Here is a 22,289-nt window from a genome sequence, read left to right on the forward strand (position 1 = left end):
ATGAACTTAGGACTTAAAGAAAAAGTCATCATTGTAACTGGTGGTGCAAAAGGTATAGGCGAAGGCATCTCAACGTCTTTGGCTGCTGAGGGAGCTTTTGTAGCGATTGTTGGTCGCAACGAGCAAGATAATCTCCGTACAGTAGAGGCGATTCAAGCTGCTGGTGGTCAGGCATGGTCATTTGTAGCCGAATTGAGCGAGCCTGCCGAGTGTGAGAAAGCGATTAAGGAAATTGCTGCTACTTTTGGTCGTATCGACGGATTAGTAAATAATGCTGGTGTAAATGATGGTGTTGGCTTGGAAAGTGGCAATTATGAGCGCTTTATTAAGTCTTTACACTCCAACTTGATTCACTATTATTTGATGGCACATCATGCGTTGCCATACTTGAAGGAATCAAAAGGGTCTATCGTTAATGTCACTTCAAAAACTGCCGAAACTGGTCAGGGAGGAACTTCAGCTTATGCTGCTTCTAATGGTGGGCGTAATGCTTTGACTCGTGAATGGGCGGTAGAGTTATTGCCATTCGGTATCCGTGTCAATGCCTTGGTGGTGGCAGAGTGTTATACGCCATTGTATGACAGATGGATCAAATCATTACCAAATCCAGAAGAAACGTTATCAAAAATTACTGATAAAATTCCATTAGGAAAAAGAATGACAAGTTCGCAAGAAATTGCGGACATGGTAGCATTTTTATTATCAAAACGCTCAAGTCATACGACTGGACAACTTATCCATGTGGATGGAGGATACGTTCATTTGGATAGAGCTTTGATATAGCTTAATGCTGAATTATGGGTTGGGAATTGTGAATGTAGTTTTTTAATTATCAGTACTTTATGTCTATAATTATCATAACTTAATTCTTAACTTGTTCACAATTATAGAATCAAGAAAAGGCGTTCGAAATTTATTTTTCGAGCGCCTTTCTTTTAGAGATATAGTTAATCATCAGTTTAAGAGGAAACTATTATGTGATTGGAAACTTTTCAAGAAACATCATGTTTACATAATGTGCTCAGGATTTAAAATAATCCCTTAAGAAACTGGAATGATTATATAAAAATATATCTGTCGTATACTTCGAAGGGGTCTTTCTGAAGGTGAGCTATAAAAGATATACTGTTAGTTAATAAATTTTAAGTAATAGGAAAGATTAAATTAATAGTATATCTGTGGTAAAATTTAAGTATAACATTTTGATTATGAATATCTTAAAATAACCAATATACTATTAACTAATAACGTTTTCCTACTTAAAATTTGTAATGTTAAAAATTGCCCATTCTCCTATTTATCAACTTCCTTTACCTGAAGGTCATCGCTTCCCGATGCTCAAATATGAGTTAATTCCAGAACAACTTATATACGAAGGAACTTGTGTTGCAGAGAACTTTTTTGAGCCACTACCTGTGCAAGAAAAATATATTCTGAAGGCTCATACACAAACCTATTGGGATTCACTAAGAAACTTGACGATTGACGCCAAAATGGTAAGAAGAATAGGTCTTCCATTGTCTGAGCAACTCATCTTACGAGAAACCATTATTACCCAAGGCACGATTGATTGTACGAGTTTTGCTTTTGAAAATGGTATTGCTATGAACGTAGCAGGCGGTACGCATCATGCTTATTCAGATAAAGGAGAGGGATTTTGTTTGCTCAACGATGTGGCGATAGCGAGCCATTTTTTGATGTCAGAAAGAAATATCTCGAAGATTTTAGTGATTGATTTGGATGTGCATCAAGGTAATGGAACCGCTGAAATATTTGCTAAAGAGCCTAAGGTTTTTACTTTTTCGATGCATGGAAAAGAAAACTATCCGTTGCACAAAGAAATCTCAGATTTGGATATTGAATTACCGACTTACACGACAGACGATACTTATTTAAACTTGTTGTACGACACATTGCCAAGATTGATTCAACAAGTGCAACCGCAGTTTTTATTTTTTATTTCTGGGGTGGATATTTTGGCTACTGACAAGCTCGGAAAGTTGTCGGTTAGTATGGAAGCTTGTAAACGTAGAGATGAGTTTGTATTTGAACAGGCACAAAAAGCAGGATTGCCTATAGTTGTATCGATGGGAGGAGGGTATTCTCCGAAAATCACAGATATTGTTGAAGCACATTGTAATACATTCCGATTGGCTCAAAAAATGTATTTTTAGAAAATGTCTATATCTGGTGTCGTATGGGGTTTATGTATTTTCTTTTTCTCAAAAACTACCGTTTTCTTGGTTTTACACTCCATTTTTCCTGTTTGTACTTGTAAATTATACTCGAAAAATTCGATAGCACGCTGTACTTTTTTATGATTTAAAGTCAAAAAATAGGGCTGGCGACCATTTTTCTGTACTAATCGTACATCTAATTTATAAATAGTACCTTCAGGGAATTGAGAAATCACGTGGTTAGTACAACCTATGGTTAGATCCGCAGGAATCAGTTGACCGTCTATAGTTTTTAGACGGTAGCGATGTAATCTTCTATCAAAATATGCCTTGGCGAAAACATCCAAAAAGACCTTCTTTTCCAACCCCGGCATTTCTGAAACCAATGAAAGCTGCATAATTCGTAAAATCTAAATTTTTGACCTAACAGGCAAAGGTAAGATTTATTTTACAATTATTTAATAAAAACAGCTTAGAAAGCTATTATTGACAGTTTTTGGGTAGTAATATTTTGAGGGAGCAAAGAAAAACCTCCCGAAGGAGGTTCTGATTATTTTTTGCTGGTAAAGAAGGTAAGTGTACCCAAAAGATAGTTCGGTAATGTGCTAAAATGGTCAGTGCCTTGAACTGTAATGAGCGTTACATCCGTTGCGCCTTTGGCTTTCATGGCTGCGGCCGCTGTTTCCGAATTGAAATAAAACACATGTTGATCGGCTGTACCATGATACAATTGCGTTGAAGTTTTAGGTTTCCAATCAAAAATATCATTGTCTTTTACACCAGTAATATATTGCGTGTCAGTGCCGTTGTTGATGCCATTTCTGAATGAATCAGCATACGCCAAATTGATGCTTACAGGAATAGTTGCCTGTGGGCCTTTGCTGGCTACTTCTGCTGCATACGGAGCATTAAAATAATAAGAAGCAGGGCGATTTAATCCGTAGATAGAATTATAGGCCATTGTTACCCAAATGTATAATGAATTGTACTGGGCGATACCATGCGTTTTTTGGTTAATGATATAATTCATGAAAGCAGTTTTGTTATAAGCACCCGCCCCGCATGATGACGCCACCAAATTGAATTCATTGGGATATTGCTCTTCCATCTTCTTTTGCAAAGCCATTGTGGCAAAACCACCTTCAGAATAGCCAGTAATCATTACTTTTTGACTCCATGCTGCTTTTTCTTGGGTAATTAGCTCTTTGGTTGCACGAAGCATATCCAAACTTGCTTGAGCTAGTGTTTCACGGTGCTCATATGGGTGATCCAAACTAGCACTTGCTCCATAACCAATATAATCAGGACAAGCAATAATAAAACCATTAGAGGCAACAATCGATGCCAATTGATAGGCTTCACTAGCAGTTCCGTACAATGAGGGAGCATCGTTTTTATCTGCAATAGTTCCGTGTTGCTGACTAATCAAAGGCACACTTTCTGTAGTTTTCGGAAAAATCACCAAGCCTGAAGCCTGAATAGCTTTACCATCTACTCCTTTGGTGTTATACACTACTTTGACAACCTTGATTGGGTTTTTGATGAGACCTTTCACTACACCTATTACCAAGGCATTGTCCGAACCTAAAGCCGCACCGTCTACACGTGCGCTCAGTTGTGCTGTGGTAAATTCACCAACCACCGAAGAGCTTACCAAATATTGGTTAGTTGGAGTTGGGTCATTTTGAGAACTACTACATCCCCAAAGTATACCGATACTAATAAGTAGTAGTAAAAGGTAATTTCTTGATTGAATAAAATTCTGTTTCATACGTTCCTAGAGAGAATTACAGACTGGGTTAAAACTTGACTACTTAATAAACTTTTAGAAAAACGAAAAATAAGGCAAAATATTGATTATTTAATAAGGAGATACGCCAACAGCAGTCCAGCCGCCGTCAACGACCAAACTTTGTCCAGTTATGTGTCTGGCTTGTGGGGAAAGTAAGAATATCATTGCCTCAGCAATATCCTGTACAGTAGCAGGTTTTCCCATAGGTGTTATGCGTGACCATGTTGATAAATAGTCCTTATCTTCAAGTGTTCTTTCGGTTAGGGTAGCCCCAGGAGCGACTGTATTGATATTGATACCAAGGGGAGATAAGTCAATAACAAGGTTTTTGGCTAATTGCTCAATAGCGGCTTTTGTCATGCCATATGCTGCCAAAAATGGGTGTGCCTGATGACCAGTAACCGATGAGGTAAGCACAATACTTCCACCTGTTTGTTGCTCTTTCATCACCTTTGAAGCTTCTTGTACAAGAAAGAAGCTCCCAAATAGATTGACGTCCAACAATTGCCTTAATGATTCGGGTTGATACTCAAAGAAATCGCCGAAAGTAGTAATGCCTGCGTTAGCTACTACCAAATCTATTTTTCCAAAAGAATCAACAGCTTTCTGGACTAAACTTTTGATGATCTTCAAATCAGCACTATTACCTACAACAATTTCGCAATTACCACCATTGGCTAGAATATGATCCTTTGCCGATTGAGCAGAGGATTCATCCATATCATTGAGAACAATATTGGCTCCACGAATCGCTAATAAGCGAGCCACCTCAAATCCAATACCGATACCAGCTCCCGTTATGATGGCTGTTTGTCCTTGAAAAGTTTTTGTCATAAGTTAGTAGGAAGAGGTTATGAGTTAATAGTATATCGGTTATTTGAAGATTTTCGTAATTAAAAGGTTATTGGCAAAATAAACTTTTAATTATGGGCTTTCGGCTTTCGGCCATGAGCATTCGGCAAAAATATATCTATTGTTAATAAAGCAACTTGACATTCTTTGCCTTTTGCCTTCTGCCTAAAAAACTAGATGTTAATTTTGAGCTTTCAGCTCTAGGCATTCGGCAAAAATATATCTATTGTTAATAAAAACAATTTGACACTCTTTGCCTTATGCCTGTTGCCTTGTCCCTAAAGAACAAAACTTGAATCTAGTTTTGCACTACTAGTTATTTCAAGTATTTATCAAACCACTTGATATATCGTTCGAAACGATCCACTTGGTAACTTGGCACCGATATACCATGGAATTGACCAGGATATACAATTAATTCTGTCGGAATACCAATGGTTCTTAAGGCCTGATACATTTGCTCACTACCAACTGCAGGAACGTTATGGTCACTTTCGCCTACCATAAATTGTGTAGGAGTTTTGATTTTGTCTGCTTTTAGGAAAGGATAAGAAAGTTTTACATATTTGTCAAAATTCTTCCAAGGTGAGCCAATTTCGTGTTCGTATTGTAAAATATATTGATCGACACCATACATAGACGAAATCATGGCAACACCTGCACCACTCGCCGCTGCTTTGAATCTGGTATCAGTCGCAATAGTATAGTCGGTCAAAATACCACCATAACTCCATCCCCCAATTCCTAATTTTTCTGGGTCAGCGATACCAGTTTTTACGGTGTAATCCACAGCACCAAGAATATCTAATACTTCTTTGTTACCCCAATCGCCACTGATTACTTTACAATACTCCAAACCACGACCGTTGCTACCACGATAGTTTACACCAACTACCGCATAACCCGCAGAAGCCAACATTTGTCTGCTCAAATCGAAACCAAATTCATCCTGAGCTACTGGCCCACCGTGAATAAAGAAAATTGTAGGCAGTTTTTTCTTAGAATCTACGTTGGCAGGGCGGTACAAAATACTTGAAACCGTGGCACCATCTTTACTTTTAGAGGTAAAACCCTCTACGGTTGCTAAACTGATTTGTTTGAAAAATGCTTCATGATGATTCGTCAAGGCTCTTCTTTGTCCATTTTCAATCGCATATATCTCTGCAGGAAGTTCGGGCGTAGTCACCAATGAAAGCCAGTTTCCATTAGGATGAGATTCCAATGATGAATAGATGCCTTTGTCCTCCGAAGTTTTCTTCATATTACCTGTCAAGGAGAAATTGGCTAAATAACGATAACGGTCATCCACTACCAAAGCATAGATAGATTGTCCATCTTTAGCCCATCTTGGTGTATTAACAGGTCTATCAAGGTTTTTGCTTAACAAGGTTGGCTCACCACCATTCGCATTGATAGTACATAACACCGAGTGGTCATACATAATATAGTCCTCAGATGCTGTACTACGCAGATAAGCAATCGTTTTCCCGTCTGGACTCCAAACAGGTGCGTTATCACTACCTGTCCAAGTGGTTAATTGTTTAGCTTCGCTTTTGGCTTTTGTTTCTACGACAAAAATATCCGTATTTTCATTACGGTCGGGGTCTGCAGTCCTGTTACTTACAAAAGCAATTTTAGAACCATCAGGCGACCATGTAATCGAACTTATCTCAAAATTTCCCTTGGTCAAGGTATCAATCTTTTTTGAAGCTACATCAAATAGGAAAATATTGGAGAATGTTCTTTCACGGTAGCCTTCAACGTCTTTTTTAAACAAAAAGCGATCAATAACGATAGGCTTTGGCGTTTTTGGTTTTGAGGTATCAGCTTTACTTTCTAATACCAAAGCAATTTTTTTACCATCAGGACTCCATGCATATTCTTGTAAATCACCGCTTTTGAGAGTAGTGAGCTGTTTGCCTTCACCTCCACGCCGGTCTAGCAACCAGATTTGACTGCCATTTGAGCTATTTCTCGATGATACAAAAGAAATATATTTATTGTCGGGGCTCCACTTGGCTTGAGATTCGCCATCAGGAGAGTTGGTTAGCTGAATAGATTCTTTTCCATCCCAGCTTACCATCCATACATCGGAGCTTCTTTTGTTCTTAACTGAATCGACAGAGGTTAATGTATAAGATACCCAAGCTCCATCTGGAGAGATTTTGGCATCAGAAACCGATTTGATTTGATAGACATCTTTCGGTTTTAAGTTACGTTTAGCCGCATTTTGTGAGTACCCATTACTTGGAAGAATACCCAGTAAGAGTGCATAAAAGGAAAGTTTTCTCATAAAAATTGTTTAGTTGTTGAATTATAAAAAATGAAAATAAGTGGTAATAAATAAAGGAGAGTGATGAGTTAAGTATTAGTGCCGAATTATGAGTTGTGAATATAAGAATTTAATTATCAATACTTTATATTGTAGTTAGCCTTGCCAATTGCACAAAATAGAGTTCTTTTCAGTAAACACTCTTTTTATCAGCTCTTACGGAGCTTTTATCAAGGAAACGAGATAATTTAATAAACGTTGAATGTAAAGTATTAATAGTTAAAATTACACTTCGTAACTAGGACTGTACGAAGGATTTCAAACTTTTGCAGATTTGAGATTTATGATTTCTGAAATAAAGAAAAAGACTTTTATTTTTTTCAAAATATAGCAATTTACACTTCCGAAATCCAATATCCAATATCCGAAATGGATGGCTCTTATACTTTACTAATTCATCACCCCAAACTCATCGCTCAAAACTCGCTAGAGTCCTTTTGCTAAAAATCCTCCATCTACGGCCAAATTCTGTCCTGTGATATAGGACGAGACAGGCATCGCAAAAAAGGCAATCGCTGAAGCGACTTCTTCAGGTTCTGCCACACGATTGAGTGGCGTTCTATCCAAGATTTTTTTGAGTCTGTCAGGTTGAGAAAGTACTGGGACAGTCAATGGGGTTTTGGTATACCAAGGCGATACCGCGTTGACACGGATGCCATATTTTGCCCATTCTACTGCCAAATTTCTGGTAAACTGTAGTTCTGCCGCCTTTGTCATGCCATATGGAGTACCTGAGGCAACATCCACCGAAGCTGCTACCGAGCTTACATTGACAACACTAGCATCTTGACCTTTTTCCAAAAACTCAAAACATAGTCTGGTCATAGCGATGGCGCTAAAAAGATTGGTTTCGAATACCTTTTGGATTTCTTCGGGCTCATATTCAGTAAATTCTTTTCGAATATTAGTACCCACATTATTTACGAGAATATCCAGTGAGCCCCATTCTTTTAAGATAGGGAAAATATACATTTCACGGTCTTCAGATTGGGTTACATCCGCTGCGATTCCTTGCGCCTCAAAACCTAAAATGTTCCATTCTTTGATACATTCTTGGATTTCATCGCCATTTCTTGCAATGATGAGAACCTGTGCGCCTAGTTTCAAAAATTCAGTGGCGGTGGCTTTTCCTATGCCTTTTGTACCTCCTGTGATAAGGGCTTTTTTACCCTGCAAATTCCAGTTTGTCATAATATGAAATATCGAATCTAGTGAGTTAGCAATTGTCATTTGCCAATTCTTCGTCTTTGATTTTGAAAATTACTTTAATTATGGTGTTAAAAGATAACTAAGGTTTAATATTTCGACGAAATAAAGCTAAAACTAGTTCAGATAACCCTTATTTTTAGCTATATTTGTTTACGAGCTAAGCCCTCAATATTACTTCTTTTAGGTAGAAGAACCCTATAAACCTATCACAATTTCACCACAAATTAAGATAGGTCATTCATCAACACGTCTAATACACAACTAATTCATGAAATTATCAGCGGGAGCAGAGTTTATTTACCAAATTAAAGAGCCCACACCTGTCGTTACAATGTTGCGTCCTAGGAGTACTGAAGGACAATTTATACAGGAGGATAGGCTAATTCTGAGCCCATATACTCCAATTCTAGAGTACATTGATTGCTTTGGAAATGTATGCCAACGTATGTTACTACCCGTTGGAAATGTGACTATTCGTTCGGAGGTAGTGGCAGAGGTTGCAGATAATGTAGATGTCAATAACCAAGCAGCTTATGTATTGATTGAAAACCTTCCCAGTGATACTTTACAATTTTTATTTCCGAGCAGATATTGTCAATCAGATAGCCCCGTAATTGGCAGATTGGCCGTTGAAATTACCAAGAAAATTTGGTCTGGATATGAACAAGTAACTGCCATTAGTGAATGGATTCATCAGAATATTGCCTATGAATATGGTGTAACCGAGTCAAGTACAACTGCCTTAGATATTTTGGATTTGAAAAAAGGCGTATGTCGTGATTTTACGCATTTAGCGATTTCTCTATGCAGAAGTATTAATATTCCATCCAGAATGGTGGTTGGTTATGTAAAAGAGTTAAAGTATATCGATTTACACGCTTGGTTCGAGGTGTATTTGGGGGGTAAATGGTATGCATTTGATGCAGTTCAGGATTGTACTACAGGTGGGAGGATTGTGATTGCCTACGGAAGAGATGCCACAGATGTTGCCCTAATTACGCAATTTGGTAGTTCTGAATTACTCAATATGAAAGTTTGGGTAGAACAAGTTGAGTGAATTGTGAGTGAGCGATTTAGTGATTGTTTTAAAATTTGTATTCAAGCAGTAGAAACGAAATGATTGCGTCTTAAGCCTAGGCATATCTATCACGGTAATATCAAAAAAAGCGGTCAGAAATTGTTTTCCAACCGCTTTTTTGATGAAAACATGATGAGTAATCCGAATCTTAAAATACGTGATTATGCAGGTATGATACTATTTTTCAAATGATACTTTTTAAGACGCAATCATTGCGTCTCTACTAATAAAATTTTCAAAGGAAAAACACTAAATCACAATTCACAACTCGTAATTCAGAATTCATACTTACCTACAATAGATGTGGTCTTTCTTTCTCAATTTTCAAAATCAACTCACCAAAAAGGGTATTTGCCCAAGCAAACCATTTTCTCGTAAATTTCGACGAATCGTCTTTGTCGAAAGACTCGTGCATGAAACCTGTGCCTGCGTGGGTATTTTTAATCATTTTCAATTGAGAGGCAATTTCTTGGTCGTTGGTTGATGTCATTGCACGCATAACCAAACCAATATGCCAAATATTGTCTACCAATGTATGCGGACTACCAATTCCTTCGGCTGCTTTTCCTTTAAAGTAATAAGGATTGAAAGTACTTAAAACGAATTTTCTGGTATTTTGATAAATAGGGTCATTCACGTCCACAGCACCTAAATAAGGCAAGCCAAGTAAATTGGGCACATTGGCATCGTCTTGTAACAAATGGTTGCCAAAACCGTCTATTTCCAAGGCATATATTTTACCAAATGTAGGATGATTATATATAGCGTATTCTTGAATTGCTTTTTTGACTTCAGCGGATAATGCTTTACACTCCTGAGCAAAGGCTGCATCTTTCAAAACTGTTTCAGCAATTTCTCCTAATTGTTTGAAAGATACTACTGCAAAAAGGTTGGCAGGAATATAAAATGGGAAAATGGTAGCATCATCGGATGGACGGAAAATGCTATGAATCATACCAATAGGCTTTGTTGGATTGCCATAGCCGTTGCCAGGCACCGTATCAGTCGACCAGAAGGTATTACGTCCAAATTTGTAGCTTCCTCTGCTATTTTTACGTTGTTGTTCTTTACAAATTCTCAAAACGCCTTTCATCGCTTTTGACCAATCAGCATCAAAAACAGAGGTGTCGCCCGTGGTTTTCCAATAATGATATGCTAAACGGATGGTGTAACACACAGAATCTAACTCCCATTTGCGCTCATGGAGTTCAGGTTTCATATCTGTTAAATCTTTAGTCCATTCACTATTGCCTTTTTCTGCATAGAATGCGTTGGCATAAGGGTCAATCAAAAGGCATTTTGCTTGACGACGTACTACGCCTTCCAACAATTTGCGAATATCTTCATTCTTTTTGGCAAGGGGTAAATAAGGCCAAACTTGCGCTGTACTGTCACGTAGCCACATCGCATCAATATCGCCAGTGATTACGAAGGTGTCTGGTTTACCATTTTCAACTTTGTAATGAACGGTTGTATCCAAAGTATTGGGAAAACAGTTTTCAAACAACCATGCTAATTCTGGGTCTTTGATTTTTGATTTTAAGCGTGAGATAGTTTCTTCTACCGCTGGACTTGAAAAGTTTCTTTTGTCGGCGCTAACACGTACGATTGGGAAGTCTGTTGCTCCGTAAGAGGTGTTTGAATAAAAGGCCAATCCAAGACCTGCTAGTGAGCTGTTTTTGATAAAATGACGTCTGTTCATTTTTTAATAGTTTTTAAAAGGGCTTAAAGGAAGGACAAATGCCATTCCCTAGGTTTTACAGAAAATGAGTGATTTTGTAACAAAAATTAAAGCGACAAAGTTGTCGAAAAAATCATTTTATGGAAAGATATTACCAGAATAAGTTTTAGGACTATCGGAAGAACAAATAACTCCCATGCATTATGTTTTACTAAAAATTAAGTTGTAATCCTTATTTCAGAAATTAGAAATCTCAAATAGATAACGGGTATCTTATCGTAACCACTTACTCAATTATCATTATTTGACAAAATCTGAGGTTACTTTGACCGTTTTAAGATTAGATAATTGATTTTTAATTTCTGAATTATAATCCTTATGAAAACAATATTGAGTCTATTTGTAATTTTTTCAATGGCCTTTTTAGCCAGTTGTGTAACGCCCACCCGAACGGTGGTTGTTGATAGACGTCCACGAAGAACGGTAGTAGTTCAACAACCAAGGGAGGTTATTGTTGTAGAAAAACCTGGACGAGGACGTGGCCGTGGAAGAGGTAGAGGACATTGGCATTAATGGCTTTTAACCCTAATTGAGTAAATTGAGCTTGAGTGAATGAGTGATTATTTTAAGCTGTAGAGCCACAATGCTTTGCGTCTTAAACCAAGTTAGCCGAGCAGAATAATATCAAAAAAGCGGTCAGAAAATTAATTTTCGACCGCTTTTTTGACGCTATATTTCAAAATAATACCTCTTTAGACGCAAGGCATTGCGTATCTACGATAAAAATAAATTCTAAATTAATCACTAAATCACTCAAACACACATTCACTCAATAATAAATCAGTGCGAATCACGGGCAACTTCACTGCCAGATTTCCCTTTCAAAAAGCTCATGTCTGCTCCCAAATGTGCTTGCTCGACGTTATTGATGTATAAGTTTACATATCCGCGATTGATGTTTAGATTGGGTGCCACCCAATTTTTCCGTCGATTGTCAAGCTCTTCCTCAGAAACTTCTAACGTAATACTACGATTGTCTACATCTAAGGATATCCAGTCACCATTTTGAACCAACGCAATAGTACCGCCATCCGCAGCCTCGGGCGAGACATGAAGTACTACTGTGCCAAAACCCGTGCCACTCATTCTGCCGTCCGAAATACGAACCATATCTTTAATACCCTTTTCTAATAACTTTTTGGGCAAACTCATGTTGCCTACTTCCGCCATGCCGGGATAGCCTTTGGGACCTACATTTTTGAGAACCATCACCGAGTTTTCATCAATATCCAAATCAGGATGATCAATTTTGGCATGATAGTCTTCTATATTTTCAAAAACTACCGCTCTCCCTCGATGTTTCATCAAAGTAGGAGTTGCGGCAGAAGGTTTGATGACAGCGCCGTTGGGTGCCAAATTTCCTTTGACAACGGCAATTCCTGAATTGGGTTTAAAAGGATTTTCTAGTGAACTAATGATATCAGAATTGTAAATTTCAGATTGCGTAACATTTTCAGCTACAGTTTTACCATTTACCGTAATCGTATTTTGATGTAAATACTCTAGCATTTGTTTCATGACTGCAGGGAGGCCTCCAGCATAATACAAATCTTCCATAAAATGCTCCCCAGAAGGTTGAAGGTTTGCTAATAGAGGAATATCCTGTGAAAGTTTATCAAAATCATCAATAGATAAATCGACGCCAATACGACCTGCAATTGCCAAAAGGTGAATCACAAAATTGGTAGAGCCACCGATTGCGGCATTTACCTTGATGGCATTTTCAAATGCCTCTCTGGTCAGTATTTTACTTAAGGTCAAATTTTCCTGCACCATTTCGACGATACGTCTGCCCGAAAGTTGAGAAATTACTTTTCTTCTGGCATCTGCCGCTGGAATAGCCGCATTGTTGGGCAAGGACAAACCTAAAGCTTCGACCATCGTCGCCATCGTGGAGGCTGTTCCCATCACAGCGCAGTGACCTTGTGTACGAGCCATGCAGGCTTCTGCTTCCACAAATTCTTCTTGGGATAATTCTCCTAGTTTGTATGCCTCCGCAAATCGCCAAACGTCTGAAGTGCCTATATCTTTGCCCTTCCATTTGCCTTTCATCATGGGGCCACCAGAGATAACAAGGGTAGGTAAATCTACGCTACAAGCACCCATCACGAGCGAAGGGGTAGTTTTGTCGCAACCGCAAAGCAATACTACGCCGTCGATCGGGTTGGCTCGGATTGATTCTTCAACGTCCATACTTGCCAAATTTCGATAGAGCATAGCAGTAGGTTTGATGAGCGTTTCGCCAAGAGACATCACTGGAAATTCGACAGGGAAGCCACCTGCTTCAAGAACGCCTTTTTTGACTGCTTCGGCAAGGTCGCGAAAATGAGCATTACAGGGAGTCAGTTCTGACCAAGTATTACAGATACCAATGACAGGTTTTCCTTCAAAGAAATCAGATGGAATCCCTTGATTTTTCATCCAAGCTCGATAGATAAATCCAACTTTGCCTGATTTTCCAAACCAGTTTTGAGAACGAAGTTGATTTTTTTTCATGTTAAAAGGTTTTGTTTTTCGGGATAGATGCTAAATTAATGTTTTCTGGAAATTATGATTAATTTTAGATATTTTAAACATCACCTAAAAAATGAAAGGAATTAACACAAGCATAAGTCCTAAGTTTACATTATATATTAGGGTGTTTTTATTGATTGTGATAATACCACTAGCTATTATTTCTACAGTGAATGGATTATGGCAATGGAGCTTTCTTCTTATTTTTTTTATCATAAACTTAGTTTACACAAATATTCTTTATGTTACAAAAGATGGGATACTGGTGAAAAGATTAGGTAAATCATTCTTTGTTACGAAAGACGACTTTTGTGGTATTATCCCCGTTTTTCGACATATTAATTGCTATTATTTAATTTCTAAAGCAGGGAATAAATACTTTTTCTTTTTGCTTAGTTCTAAATATATTCTCACATCTGACCCAAGAGGATGTTCTAAAGAATTGGTTGAGCAAATCAAACAAATATGGAATAATTTCTAAATTCTATTTTATCTAAAACACCCAATGTACAAAACATTTGAAACAGAACGGTTAATCTTAAAACCGACAGACCTTGAAGATGCCGAATTTATTTTGGCTTTGTTGAATACTCCCAAATGGCTACAATTTATTGGAGACAGAAATGTCCAAGATGTGGAAGATGCCATTCATTATATCAATAGTCGTGTGTTGTATCAATACGAGCGACTTGGATATGGCAATTATACTGTGATTCGTAAGGAGGATGGTGTCAAAATTGGCAGTTGTGGTTTGTATGACCGCGAAGGCTTGGAAGGTATCGACATAGGCTTTGCCTTTTTCCCTGAATTTGAAGGAAAAGGCTACGGTTTTGAAGCAGCTTCACGGATGTTGAAGGCTGCTATTGAAGATTTTTCTCTCAAAAAAATTAAAGCCATTACGAATTTGGAAAACTATGCTTCACAAAAATTATTGGAAAAAATAGGTCTTGTTAAGGTGGATAGGATTAAAATGCACAACGATGAGTTATTTCTTTTTGAACTGAGTGTCTGACGATTTTTCAATTTCTATAAAACTATTTTTCTTTCTTATGAAACCTATAATACTCCTAATTACCTTCATTTCATGCTTTTCGTTAAAAGCACAAACTATCCATTATTTCGATTCCTTTGATCATCAACGAATTGCCTATGAAGATACTGGTCGAGGCAATCCCTTACTTTTATTGCATGGCTTTATCAATACAGGTGCCAATTGGCGTCGAACACAATTATATAAAGATTTGATTGCTAAGGGCTACCGTGTGATCGTGCCAGATATGCGTGGTAATGGAAAATCTGACAAACCTCACGAGGAAAAGTTTTATCAAAATAATGCCGAAACCAAAGATATGATGGCATTGATAAAATCTTTACAGATTAAAGAATATACAGTGGTAGGCTATTCAAGAGGGGCAATTATCGCCGCTAAACTATTGAGCTTGGACAATCATGTGAAAAAGGCTGTTCTTGGCGGGATAGGTCAGCATTTTACTAATCCAGAATGGGATAGAAGAAAAATGTTTGAGGAGGCTTTTCTAGGGAAAGCGTATTTATATCCTGAGGCGCAAGGTGCTGTAAAGTATGCCAAATCAATTGGGGCGGATACCCTGGTGTTAGGTTATTTACAACGTTATCAACCCTCGACTTCGCCCAAAGCATTGGCAAATTTTAAAGGCAAAGCAATGGTTATCAACGGTGATGCCGATTTGGATAATGGCGATCCGAAAGTTCTTCAGGGATTTTTCAAAAATGCAAAATTGTCCATTGTGAAAGGAGACCATAACGGAACTTACCGAACCGCAGAGTTTTCAAATGAGATCCTGAAGTTCTTGGAGGAATAGAAGTTGATGCTATAAAGTTTCAGTATGAAGATACCAGCGTTGTATCTCCATACTGAGACAGTTATTCAATGCCTATTTTTTCATATCGTTGTTTATAATCCGTTGGAGACAACCCTGTAATCTTTTTAAAAACATCTCTAAATGCCTTGGTATCACTGTAGCCAACATCAAAAATCACCTCTGTGATTGTTTTTTGACCACTTTCTAAGGCTTTTTTTGCTGCTTCTATTCTTACCCTCTGGACGTATTCGATTACTGAATTATTGGTGGCTTTTTTAAATCTTCTTTCAAAAGTCCGTCGACCTAGGTTGTGTTGTGCCGCTAATTCTTCAATCGTAATTCTTTTTTCGAAATGCTCCTCAATAAATTCTTGTACTGACTTTATGACGGTATCGTCGTGCATTTTTTGTCCATGAAAAATGCTGAAAGAGGACTGACTTTTACGATTGATATCCAAGACAAAAAATTTAGACGCCAACACTGCTAATTCTCGACTGCTATACTTTTCTACTAAATGCAATAAAAGGTTCCAATACGAGTTGGCGCCCCCGCTCGAATAAAGACCATTTTGTTCTGTAATAATTCGATTGTCCATCAAGGTTACCTCAGGAAACATTGTTCTGAAATCATTCGCAAATAACCAGTGCGTCGAACAAGATTTGCCATTGAGAAGACCTGTTGATGCCAATAAAAAAGCTCCCAAACACAAGCTTGCAACTTCCGTTCCTTGCTCATATTGTTGGCGAATCCAAGGTAAAAAGGATTGATTAAGAGAAATAGCATCCTGCAAGTTTCCACTCAATGCTGGAATGATAATTAAGTCAGGTTTTTGGGCATCTTCGATTAAGGCATCGGTATGTATGGAAAACACGCCATTGGCGACTCTCACTTCTTTGCTTTGTCCGACTAACTGTACCTCAAACAAGGGTGGCTGACCTGCTTGAGACAGAAATTGGTTGACAGCTAGTAATAGATACCGAGGGTCGGCAACTGCTTCTATTACAGCAGTTTCTGGCACAAGAATGGCTACTTTTTTCATGATGTTTAGGTTTAAAGTAAGGTTTTTGTTTACTTACAAATGTAAAAATTAATGTTGTCGCAAACAACCTTTTTTTTGTCGTATTTACTATATACGGCTAAATTTTGTAGTCGCTAATTTTGTCAAAAAAGAAAAGAAATTTAAGTTTTCTGATAAAACATATTCAAAAGTAAAAATCGTATGGCTTCTAAAATCTTTTTAAATCTACCAGTAAAAAATCTCCAAAAATCAGTTGAGTTTTTTACTCGAATCGGATACACATTTAACCCTCAGTTTACTGACGATCAGGCTACTTGCATGATTATTTCTGAAAATATTTTTGTAATGTTGTTGGAAGAAGCTAGATTTCAGACTTTTACACCAAAGCAGATTCCGAATGCACACGAAACTTCTCAGATTCTGATTGCGCTCGATACAGAAAGCAGAGAAGAGGTTGATACTATTTTGGAAAAAGCCTTGGCCGCAGGAGGAACAGAAGCTCGACCAGCACAAGATTACGGCTTTATGTACGGTCGCGCCTATAATGACCTCGATGGGCATATTTGGGAAATTGGCTGGATGGATATGGAGAAGTTTTTAGCTATGAAACAGTAATTGAGTGAGAGGACAGACGAAAAAGGGATAATTTACCTCTCTATTCAGGAATTAGGTATTTTCCCATATTTCCGAAATCTCCAAACCGAAATTGATTGAAATCCTTCGTATATTACTAACTCGCAATACCGCATAAACACTTAATTTCTCTTTATTTAACATGAAAAAAGACAAAATTATTTTCTGGGTTACCACTACCTTAATTTTTCTATTTGAAGGAGTTATGCCAGCGCTAACTTCTAAAACCGAATTGGCAAAGGAAGGAATCAAACATTTGGGCTATCCTGAGTATTTTGGAAATGCCCTAGTCGTATTCAAAGTTTTAGGAACATTGGCATTGATGATTCCGCAAGTCCCCAAGCGATTAAAAGAATGGGCTTATGCAGGTTTTGTTTTTGACTTCCTTTTTGCCAGTATTAGTCATGCAGCGGTGGATGGCATAGGCGGTGAAGCGTTTTTCCCTTTGATCGTTCTAGCTATTTTGTTGGTTTCTTATTTTTACTACCACAAACTGGAGGATGGAAAAGCATAGGTTTTTGAGTGTCGACGAATATGAGTCTCAGTTTCCTGAGGAGGTTCAACTAATCGTAGGTCAAATTCGAGATTTAATCAAAGAAACTGCCCCAGAGGCTCAGGAGTGCATTAGCTACAATATGCCCGCATACAAGTACAAAGGCGTATTGGTCTATTTTGCCGCCTATAAAAATCATATAGGATTTTATCCGACGGGCTCAGGAATAAAACATTTTGAATCAGAGTTAGGGCCTTATAAATGGGCTAAGGGTTCCATACAATTTCCTTTAAATCAGGAGATTCCTTTTGATTTGATTCAAAAAATGGTAACTTACAGACTAGAGGAAAATAGGAGTAAATAAAACACAAACCCTTGTCAATACGCTAAGTATAGCAAGGGTTTTCTATTAAAGACAATATTCTAAAATGACCATTCCTCTGAACGCTGGTTTCATCAACTCAAAATCTTCTAAAACAAGTGTACCAATTTGTTGGAAACCGATTTTATGATAAAAGCCAATGGCATCTTTACTACTATCCATAGCCTTTAGGATGACACTTTCTTTTCCTCGTTGTTGAGCTAACTCAAATGCAAATTCTATCAATTTACGACCTAGTCCAAGTCCTTTGTGTGATTGATGAAAATAGATTCTTTCTACCTCTAAAGCGCTTTTCTTTTCTGAGTAATCATAGTTTACCTTCAAATATCCCACAGGTTTGGTGTCCACCAAAAGAAGAAAATAATCTGAATTAGGATACGCTATTTCGGATAAAATAACCTGTTCGGCGTATGATTTCTCAAGATACCAATCCTTTCCTCCCTCTAGCCACAAATGAAGATAATGTTCAACGTAAATACTTTTGCAAAGTGATGAGAGGCATGCGCTGTCCTCCAAATTTGCTTTTCTAATTTGGTAATTCATAAATCTTGATGAAGTAATTAAAGAGTCTTCGTAAATCGAAGTTCGAACTGCAAGTTAGGCATAAGTTCGTAATAGCAGGCTTTTTGCCCCGAATTCGTTGAAAATTGACGTACCAAAAAGTTTTTCTCAAAATATAAGGTATCATTGCCACGATACTCAATTTGATGAGTTCCCATGAGAGGAGGTAGGACAAAGGATTTTAAAGTCTCATGTTGAAATTCATAGGCCTGTACAACGTACCCATATGGTGTGAGACCAAACAAATAAATTTCAGGGAAATCGTTTAGGTTAAAATCGCCGTCTGAAAAGTACATCTTGCTAGGGGTTGCCTTGAACTTTTGTCTCCAATTTCTTGAACCATATCCAATGTTTGTATTGCCATTTTGATCTGCACAAACTTTGTAAAGTGTTGTATTGGAGTTCCATAGCCACAGACAAGAATCTGACTTAGAAAAATTATCTTTTGTAATATGTGGTAAACCTTTCTTGATATTGATCATCAGTGCAATTTCTTCTTGATGTTCATTCCAGAAAAAATAACTGAGAATTCCCATTAAAAGAATTGCAAGGCAAGAAGTAAAGAAGGTGATTTTTTTCATTTTTTCAGGAAAATATCGGCATTATCATGTAAATTTACCCAGAATGATTTGAATAATCGAAGAACTACAATTTATTCGAATCCACTATTTTTGACAGATACCTACTTACAGATGATTCTCCCCGCAAAATGAAGAATTCACAAAAAGTAAGGGTATCATTTATGACGAAACAAAGCCATCATACCTATGAACTGTACTTCCTTAGACCAACAACTCTGTCACGTTGCTTTGGAGAATAGCCCGCTTTTTGTTGGAATCTACAATCCAGATACGCATAAGTTTGTCTATCTCAATAAAACAGGTTTGAAAATGTTTGAGTTAGATAATCTGGAGCAAGCTAATGACTTTTTCTTGGAGGGTCTTCGTAACAATGAAAGCCTTATTCAATGGGAACTTCAGGTATCGGAGCACCTAAAAACTTCAGCGGAGTTTTGTATCGACGATAGTTTTACCAGTCCGAGTGGTACCAAGTTTTGGGGACGCATTCGAGTAAAATTACTGCAAGAGCCTGATACAGCCAAAGGTCACTGGTTAGTAAATTTGTCAGATATACAGTCTGAAAAACATACCCAGATTCAATTTTCGGAAGGAGAGGCGCGTTTTGAGGCCTTATTCATGCACGCCGCAATGGGTATCGTGATGATGGATAAAAGTAGCAAAATTGTATTGACTAATCGATATGCTAATGCTTTGTTTGGTTATGAGACCAATGAGCTACTTGGAATGCCCATCGAAACCTTGCTACCAACCGCCTTATCTGAAACGCATCGTCAACATACCGAAAAATATTTACACAAACCTCAAATTCGCCCAATGGGTATTGGATTGGATTTGAAAGCTCGTAAAAAAGATGGCACTTTGTTTTCGGTGGAAATTAGTTTAAGCTTTTTCGAACAAAATGGTAATCAGTATTTTATCTCCTTTATAAACGATATTACGTACAAGAAAAAAATCGAAATGGAGATGATTCTGAAAAACCAAGAGATTAAAAAACTTAATGAAAGTCTCGAACAGGAGGTCATGAATCGCACGAATGCACTGGTAGAAACGCTCAAGGATTTGGAGGAGTCAAAACAAGAACTTGAATTAGCCTTAAGTAAAGAAAAAGAATTGGGCGAACTAAAATCTCGTTTTGTTGCTATGGCTTCACACGAATTTAGAACTCCACTGACTGCCATACTCTCTTCAGCATCGCTCATTGCTAAATATCCCAAAACTGAAGAGCAAGAAAAGCGTGAAAAACACCTTCATCGTATCAAGTCGGCTGTAAGCAATTTAACGGATATTTTAGAAGAATTTTTATCCGTTGGAAAACTTGAAGAGGGAAAAATTGAGGCGCATTTGGCTCTCGTTGAAATTCCTGAACTGGTGAACGATACCTTGGCAGATGTAAGTAATTTGCTTAAGAAAAATCAAAATTTACGCTTTGAACATTCGGGTGAAAACGAGTTTATTACTGACAAATCTTTACTGCGAAAAATCATCATCAATTTATGTTCCAATGCGATTAAGTTTTCAGGTGAGAGTTCATGCATTACGATTAGAACTGAAAAATCATCTTCTCATTTTGTCTTGAGTGTACAAGATGAAGGAATCGGTATTTCGGAGGAAGACCAAAAACATTTGTTTGACCGATTCTTTAGAGGCGTGAATGTTACCAACATACAAGGTACTGGACTAGGCTTGCATATTGTTGCTAAATATACAGAGTTGCTGGGAGGAAAAGTGAGTATTTCAAGTAAACTCAATGAAGGAACAACGGTAACTGTGCAGTTGGATTTAGCTTGATTAGACCTTTCCTTAGGCTCTTTACATCAAAGAATCGTGCGGAGTGGGAGATGACAAAAACTCCGCATTCGTAACTCATCATTCAGCACTAACGCAGATTTTACCTCAACGTTCAATATAAATCATTTGTTAAAACTTATCTTAACACAACAATTAAACTTTATGAAAAAGATATTACTTATCGAAGACAGTGATGACATCAGAGAAACAACCGCCGAGATTCTCGAATTGGCTAACTACGAAGTAATTACCGCTGTCAATGGTAAAGATGGAGTTGAGAAAGCCATTCAAAATCGTCCTGATATTGTAATTTGTGATATTATGATGCCCGTGCTTGATGGTTATGGAGTGTTACATATTTTCAATCAAAACCCTGATTTACAAGGTGTTCCATTTATTTTCCTAACGGCTAAAACAGAACGTACTGACTTTAGAAAAGGTATGGAAATGGGCGCTGATGACTATTTGACAAAGCCATTTCACGAAATAGAATTATTGAATGCTATCGAAAGTCGTTTGAAAAAGGTCGAGCAACTTTTACAGGGTGCAGGAAAAGTGGCTCATGAACATTTGGAAGAATTATATTCAGAGGCTAACAAATACCGAGACTTAACGGATTTATCGTCTGATAGAAAGGTGTCGACTTTGAAGAAAAAACAAATTGTATATTCTGAAGGCGACGAACCTATTAAGTTTTATTTCTTGAAATCAGGAAAAATTAAGACTTACAAGACCAACCGTGATGGAAAAGAGTTTGTGACAGGTCTGTACAATGAGGGTGATTTCTTTGGACATATTGCCATCATCGAAAATACAGATTATCAAGAAACTGCGGAGGCATTGGAAGACTCTCAAATTATTGGTATCCCAAGAGGGGATTTTATGGAGCTGTTGTCTAAAAATCAGCAAGTTGCCAATAAATTCATCAAATTGTTAGCTAATAATATTGCCGATAAAGAGACCTATTTGTTAGGCATGGCATACAATTCGCTTCGTAAGCGTGTAGCGGATGGTCTTTTGTTATTGCAGAAAAAATACAAAGCAGAAGAAAGTACGAGATTTACCATGAAAATTTCGAGAGACGATTTGGCATCCATTGTAGGCACTGCTACTGAGTCACTGATTCGCACGTTGAGTGAATTTAAAGCTGATAAACTGATCGAAATTAGTGGTAGCGAAATTACGATTATCGATGAGAAAAAGCTTTCCAATCTGAGAAATTAGAAAAGCATAGAGCAAAAAATTAGGCGTAGAAACGAAAGCTTCTACGCCTTTTTCATGGCTCATGACATCATAA

At 37.6% G+C, this 22,289-nt stretch carries 22 protein-coding genes; 12 read left to right on the top strand and 10 right to left on the bottom strand.

Going from position 1 to position 22,289, the window contains the following annotated elements:
- Both QM524_RS02615 and QM524_RS02620 read left to right on the top strand, forming a co-directional pair.
- A complete protein-coding gene (locus tag QM524_RS02615; protein ID WP_283343355.1) occupies positions 1 to 783 on the top strand; it encodes an SDR family oxidoreductase in 783 nt (260 codons plus the stop codon).
- Between the two features lie 488 nt (positions 784 to 1,271).
- Complete coding sequence (locus QM524_RS02620) at positions 1,272 to 2,174, top strand: histone deacetylase family protein (RefSeq protein WP_283343356.1); 903 nt, start codon at positions 1,272 to 1,274, stop codon at positions 2,172 to 2,174.
- Here the strand turns inward: QM524_RS02620 and QM524_RS02625 are convergent.
- The 5 genes from QM524_RS02625 to QM524_RS02645 all read right to left on the bottom strand — a co-directional run bounded on the left by QM524_RS02625 (position 2,171) and on the right by QM524_RS02645 (position 8,344).
- Positions 2,171 to 2,575 carry a hypothetical protein gene (locus QM524_RS02625; RefSeq protein ID WP_176464512.1) on the bottom strand — a complete coding sequence of 135 codons (405 nt, stop codon included), beginning with the start codon at positions 2,573 to 2,575 and terminating at the stop codon, positions 2,171 to 2,173. The genes QM524_RS02620 and QM524_RS02625 overlap by 4 nt on opposite strands.
- A gap of 152 nt (positions 2,576 to 2,727) precedes the next feature.
- Positions 2,728 to 3,948: an alpha/beta hydrolase gene (locus QM524_RS02630; protein WP_283343357.1), complete on the bottom strand. Its 1,221-nt coding sequence runs from the start codon at positions 3,946 to 3,948 to the stop codon at positions 2,728 to 2,730.
- 90 nt (positions 3,949 to 4,038) lie between these two features.
- On the bottom strand, positions 4,039 to 4,803 hold the full coding sequence (locus QM524_RS02635; protein ID WP_283343358.1) for an SDR family NAD(P)-dependent oxidoreductase: 765 nt from the start codon (positions 4,801 to 4,803) through the stop codon (positions 4,039 to 4,041).
- A 334-nt stretch (positions 4,804 to 5,137) separates the two neighbouring features.
- A complete protein-coding gene (locus QM524_RS02640) occupies positions 5,138 to 7,114 on the bottom strand; it encodes an alpha/beta hydrolase family protein (RefSeq protein ID WP_283343359.1) in 1,977 nt (658 codons plus the stop codon).
- Between the two features lie 465 nt (positions 7,115 to 7,579).
- Positions 7,580 to 8,344, bottom strand: a complete 765-nt coding sequence (locus QM524_RS02645; RefSeq protein WP_166576582.1) for an SDR family oxidoreductase — start codon at positions 8,342 to 8,344, stop codon at positions 7,580 to 7,582.
- 286 nt (positions 8,345 to 8,630) lie between these two features.
- Here QM524_RS02645 and QM524_RS02650 point away from each other — a divergent pair, with 286 nt between their 5' ends.
- Positions 8,631 to 9,419 carry a transglutaminase family protein gene (locus tag QM524_RS02650; protein WP_283343360.1) on the top strand — a complete coding sequence of 263 codons (789 nt, stop codon included), beginning with the start codon at positions 8,631 to 8,633 and terminating at the stop codon, positions 9,417 to 9,419.
- 313 nt (positions 9,420 to 9,732) lie between these two features.
- Here QM524_RS02650 and QM524_RS02655 read toward each other — a convergent pair whose 3' ends face one another.
- Complete coding sequence (locus QM524_RS02655; RefSeq protein WP_283343361.1) at positions 9,733 to 11,142, bottom strand: glycoside hydrolase family 125 protein; 1,410 nt, start codon at positions 11,140 to 11,142, stop codon at positions 9,733 to 9,735.
- 357 nt (positions 11,143 to 11,499) lie between these two features.
- Between QM524_RS02655 and QM524_RS02660 the strand changes: the two genes are divergently transcribed.
- Positions 11,500 to 11,694 (top strand): hypothetical protein, encoded by a 195-nt coding sequence (locus tag QM524_RS02660; protein ID WP_141234890.1) that lies wholly within the window; start codon positions 11,500 to 11,502, stop codon positions 11,692 to 11,694.
- 267 nt (positions 11,695 to 11,961) lie between these two features.
- On the opposite strand, the gene QM524_RS02665 is transcribed toward QM524_RS02660, so the two are convergent.
- Positions 11,962 to 13,677, bottom strand: coding sequence for an IlvD/Edd family dehydratase (locus QM524_RS02665; protein ID WP_283343362.1), 1,716 nt, complete (start codon positions 13,675 to 13,677; stop codon positions 11,962 to 11,964).
- Between the two features lie 91 nt (positions 13,678 to 13,768).
- Between QM524_RS02665 and QM524_RS02670 the strand changes: the two genes are divergently transcribed.
- The 3 genes from QM524_RS02670 to QM524_RS02680 are packed head-to-tail and all read left to right on the top strand — an operon-like array spanning position 13,769 to position 15,536.
- Complete coding sequence (locus QM524_RS02670; protein ID WP_283343363.1) at positions 13,769 to 14,176, top strand: hypothetical protein; 408 nt, start codon at positions 13,769 to 13,771, stop codon at positions 14,174 to 14,176.
- A 24-nt stretch (positions 14,177 to 14,200) separates the two neighbouring features.
- Complete coding sequence (locus QM524_RS02675) at positions 14,201 to 14,707, top strand: GNAT family N-acetyltransferase (RefSeq protein WP_283343364.1); 507 nt, start codon at positions 14,201 to 14,203, stop codon at positions 14,705 to 14,707.
- 37 nt (positions 14,708 to 14,744) lie between these two features.
- Complete coding sequence (locus QM524_RS02680; RefSeq protein ID WP_283343365.1) at positions 14,745 to 15,536, top strand: alpha/beta fold hydrolase; 792 nt, start codon at positions 14,745 to 14,747, stop codon at positions 15,534 to 15,536.
- A gap of 61 nt (positions 15,537 to 15,597) precedes the next feature.
- On the opposite strand, the gene QM524_RS02685 is transcribed toward QM524_RS02680, so the two are convergent.
- Positions 15,598 to 16,575 carry a GlxA family transcriptional regulator gene (locus QM524_RS02685; protein WP_283343366.1) on the bottom strand — a complete coding sequence of 326 codons (978 nt, stop codon included), beginning with the start codon at positions 16,573 to 16,575 and terminating at the stop codon, positions 15,598 to 15,600.
- A 180-nt stretch (positions 16,576 to 16,755) separates the two neighbouring features.
- Between QM524_RS02685 and QM524_RS02690 the strand changes: the two genes are divergently transcribed.
- The 3 genes from QM524_RS02690 (at position 16,756) to QM524_RS02700 (ending at position 18,044) form a co-directional block, all read left to right on the top strand.
- Positions 16,756 to 17,169 (top strand): VOC family protein, encoded by a 414-nt coding sequence (locus tag QM524_RS02690; RefSeq protein ID WP_283343367.1) that lies wholly within the window; start codon positions 16,756 to 16,758, stop codon positions 17,167 to 17,169.
- 160 nt (positions 17,170 to 17,329) lie between these two features.
- Positions 17,330 to 17,701 carry a DoxX family protein gene (locus tag QM524_RS02695; RefSeq protein WP_283343368.1) on the top strand — a complete coding sequence of 124 codons (372 nt, stop codon included), beginning with the start codon at positions 17,330 to 17,332 and terminating at the stop codon, positions 17,699 to 17,701.
- Positions 17,688 to 18,044 (top strand): iron chaperone, encoded by a 357-nt coding sequence (locus QM524_RS02700; protein ID WP_283343369.1) that lies wholly within the window; start codon positions 17,688 to 17,690, stop codon positions 18,042 to 18,044. The genes QM524_RS02695 and QM524_RS02700 overlap by 14 nt, the downstream gene beginning before the upstream one ends.
- Positions 18,045 to 18,089: 45 nt before the next feature.
- On the opposite strand, the gene QM524_RS02705 is transcribed toward QM524_RS02700, so the two are convergent.
- Both QM524_RS02705 and QM524_RS02710 read right to left on the bottom strand, forming a co-directional pair.
- The gene (locus tag QM524_RS02705; protein ID WP_283343370.1) at positions 18,090 to 18,605 is read right to left on the bottom strand and encodes a GNAT family N-acetyltransferase; all 516 of its coding nucleotides are present in this window, start codon (positions 18,603 to 18,605) and stop codon (positions 18,090 to 18,092) included.
- A gap of 17 nt (positions 18,606 to 18,622) precedes the next feature.
- Positions 18,623 to 19,204 (bottom strand): hypothetical protein, encoded by a 582-nt coding sequence (locus QM524_RS02710; protein WP_283343371.1) that lies wholly within the window; start codon positions 19,202 to 19,204, stop codon positions 18,623 to 18,625.
- A gap of 186 nt (positions 19,205 to 19,390) precedes the next feature.
- Here QM524_RS02710 and QM524_RS02715 point away from each other — a divergent pair, with 186 nt between their 5' ends.
- Together QM524_RS02715 and QM524_RS02720 are read left to right on the top strand one after the other, a co-directional pair.
- Complete coding sequence (locus QM524_RS02715; RefSeq protein WP_283343372.1) at positions 19,391 to 20,992, top strand: sensor histidine kinase; 1,602 nt, start codon at positions 19,391 to 19,393, stop codon at positions 20,990 to 20,992.
- Positions 20,993 to 21,154: 162 nt separating this feature from the next.
- Entirely contained in the window at positions 21,155 to 22,216 is a 1,062-nt protein-coding gene (locus QM524_RS02720; protein WP_283343373.1) for a response regulator, read from the top strand.
- The last annotated feature ends 73 nt before the right edge of the window (positions 22,217 to 22,289 follow it).

It is taken from the genome of Flectobacillus roseus (assembly GCF_030056595.1).
Taxonomy (GTDB): domain Bacteria; phylum Bacteroidota; class Bacteroidia; order Cytophagales; family Spirosomataceae; genus Flectobacillus; species Flectobacillus roseus.

Excerpts from the sequence above, each read along its gene's own strand:
- QM524_RS02660 (WP_141234890.1), top strand. The coding sequence starts at position 11,500 with ATGAAAACAATATTGAGTCTATTTGTAATTTTTTCAATGGCCTTTTTA.
- QM524_RS02640 (WP_283343359.1), bottom strand. The coding sequence starts at position 7,114 with ATGAGAAAACTTTCCTTTTATGCACTCTTACTGGGTATTCTTCCAAGT.
- QM524_RS02680 (WP_283343365.1), top strand. The coding sequence starts at position 14,745 with ATGAAACCTATAATACTCCTAATTACCTTCATTTCATGCTTTTCGTTA.
- QM524_RS02670 (WP_283343363.1), top strand. The coding sequence starts at position 13,769 with ATGAAAGGAATTAACACAAGCATAAGTCCTAAGTTTACATTATATATT.
- QM524_RS02615 (WP_283343355.1), top strand. The coding sequence starts at position 1 with ATGAACTTAGGACTTAAAGAAAAAGTCATCATTGTAACTGGTGGTGCA.
- QM524_RS02620 (WP_283343356.1), top strand. The coding sequence starts at position 1,272 with ATGTTAAAAATTGCCCATTCTCCTATTTATCAACTTCCTTTACCTGAA.
- QM524_RS02690 (WP_283343367.1), top strand. The coding sequence starts at position 16,756 with ATGGCTTCTAAAATCTTTTTAAATCTACCAGTAAAAAATCTCCAAAAA.
- QM524_RS02710 (WP_283343371.1), bottom strand. The coding sequence starts at position 19,204 with ATGAAAAAAATCACCTTCTTTACTTCTTGCCTTGCAATTCTTTTAATG.
- QM524_RS02695 (WP_283343368.1), top strand. The coding sequence starts at position 17,330 with ATGAAAAAAGACAAAATTATTTTCTGGGTTACCACTACCTTAATTTTT.
- QM524_RS02630 (WP_283343357.1), bottom strand. The coding sequence starts at position 3,948 with ATGAAACAGAATTTTATTCAATCAAGAAATTACCTTTTACTACTACTT.
- QM524_RS02645 (WP_166576582.1), bottom strand. The coding sequence starts at position 8,344 with ATGACAAACTGGAATTTGCAGGGTAAAAAAGCCCTTATCACAGGAGGT.
- QM524_RS02705 (WP_283343370.1), bottom strand. The coding sequence starts at position 18,605 with ATGAATTACCAAATTAGAAAAGCAAATTTGGAGGACAGCGCATGCCTC.
- QM524_RS02715 (WP_283343372.1), top strand. The coding sequence starts at position 19,391 with ATGAACTGTACTTCCTTAGACCAACAACTCTGTCACGTTGCTTTGGAG.
- QM524_RS02700 (WP_283343369.1), top strand. The coding sequence starts at position 17,688 with ATGGAAAAGCATAGGTTTTTGAGTGTCGACGAATATGAGTCTCAGTTT.
- QM524_RS02685 (WP_283343366.1), bottom strand. The coding sequence starts at position 16,575 with ATGAAAAAAGTAGCCATTCTTGTGCCAGAAACTGCTGTAATAGAAGCA.
- QM524_RS02650 (WP_283343360.1), top strand. The coding sequence starts at position 8,631 with ATGAAATTATCAGCGGGAGCAGAGTTTATTTACCAAATTAAAGAGCCC.
- QM524_RS02635 (WP_283343358.1), bottom strand. The coding sequence starts at position 4,803 with ATGACAAAAACTTTTCAAGGACAAACAGCCATCATAACGGGAGCTGGT.
- QM524_RS02655 (WP_283343361.1), bottom strand. The coding sequence starts at position 11,142 with ATGAACAGACGTCATTTTATCAAAAACAGCTCACTAGCAGGTCTTGGA.
- QM524_RS02665 (WP_283343362.1), bottom strand. The coding sequence starts at position 13,677 with ATGAAAAAAAATCAACTTCGTTCTCAAAACTGGTTTGGAAAATCAGGC.
- QM524_RS02720 (WP_283343373.1), top strand. The coding sequence starts at position 21,155 with ATGAAAAAGATATTACTTATCGAAGACAGTGATGACATCAGAGAAACA.
- QM524_RS02675 (WP_283343364.1), top strand. The coding sequence starts at position 14,201 with ATGTACAAAACATTTGAAACAGAACGGTTAATCTTAAAACCGACAGAC.
- QM524_RS02625 (WP_176464512.1), bottom strand. The coding sequence starts at position 2,575 with ATGCAGCTTTCATTGGTTTCAGAAATGCCGGGGTTGGAAAAGAAGGTC.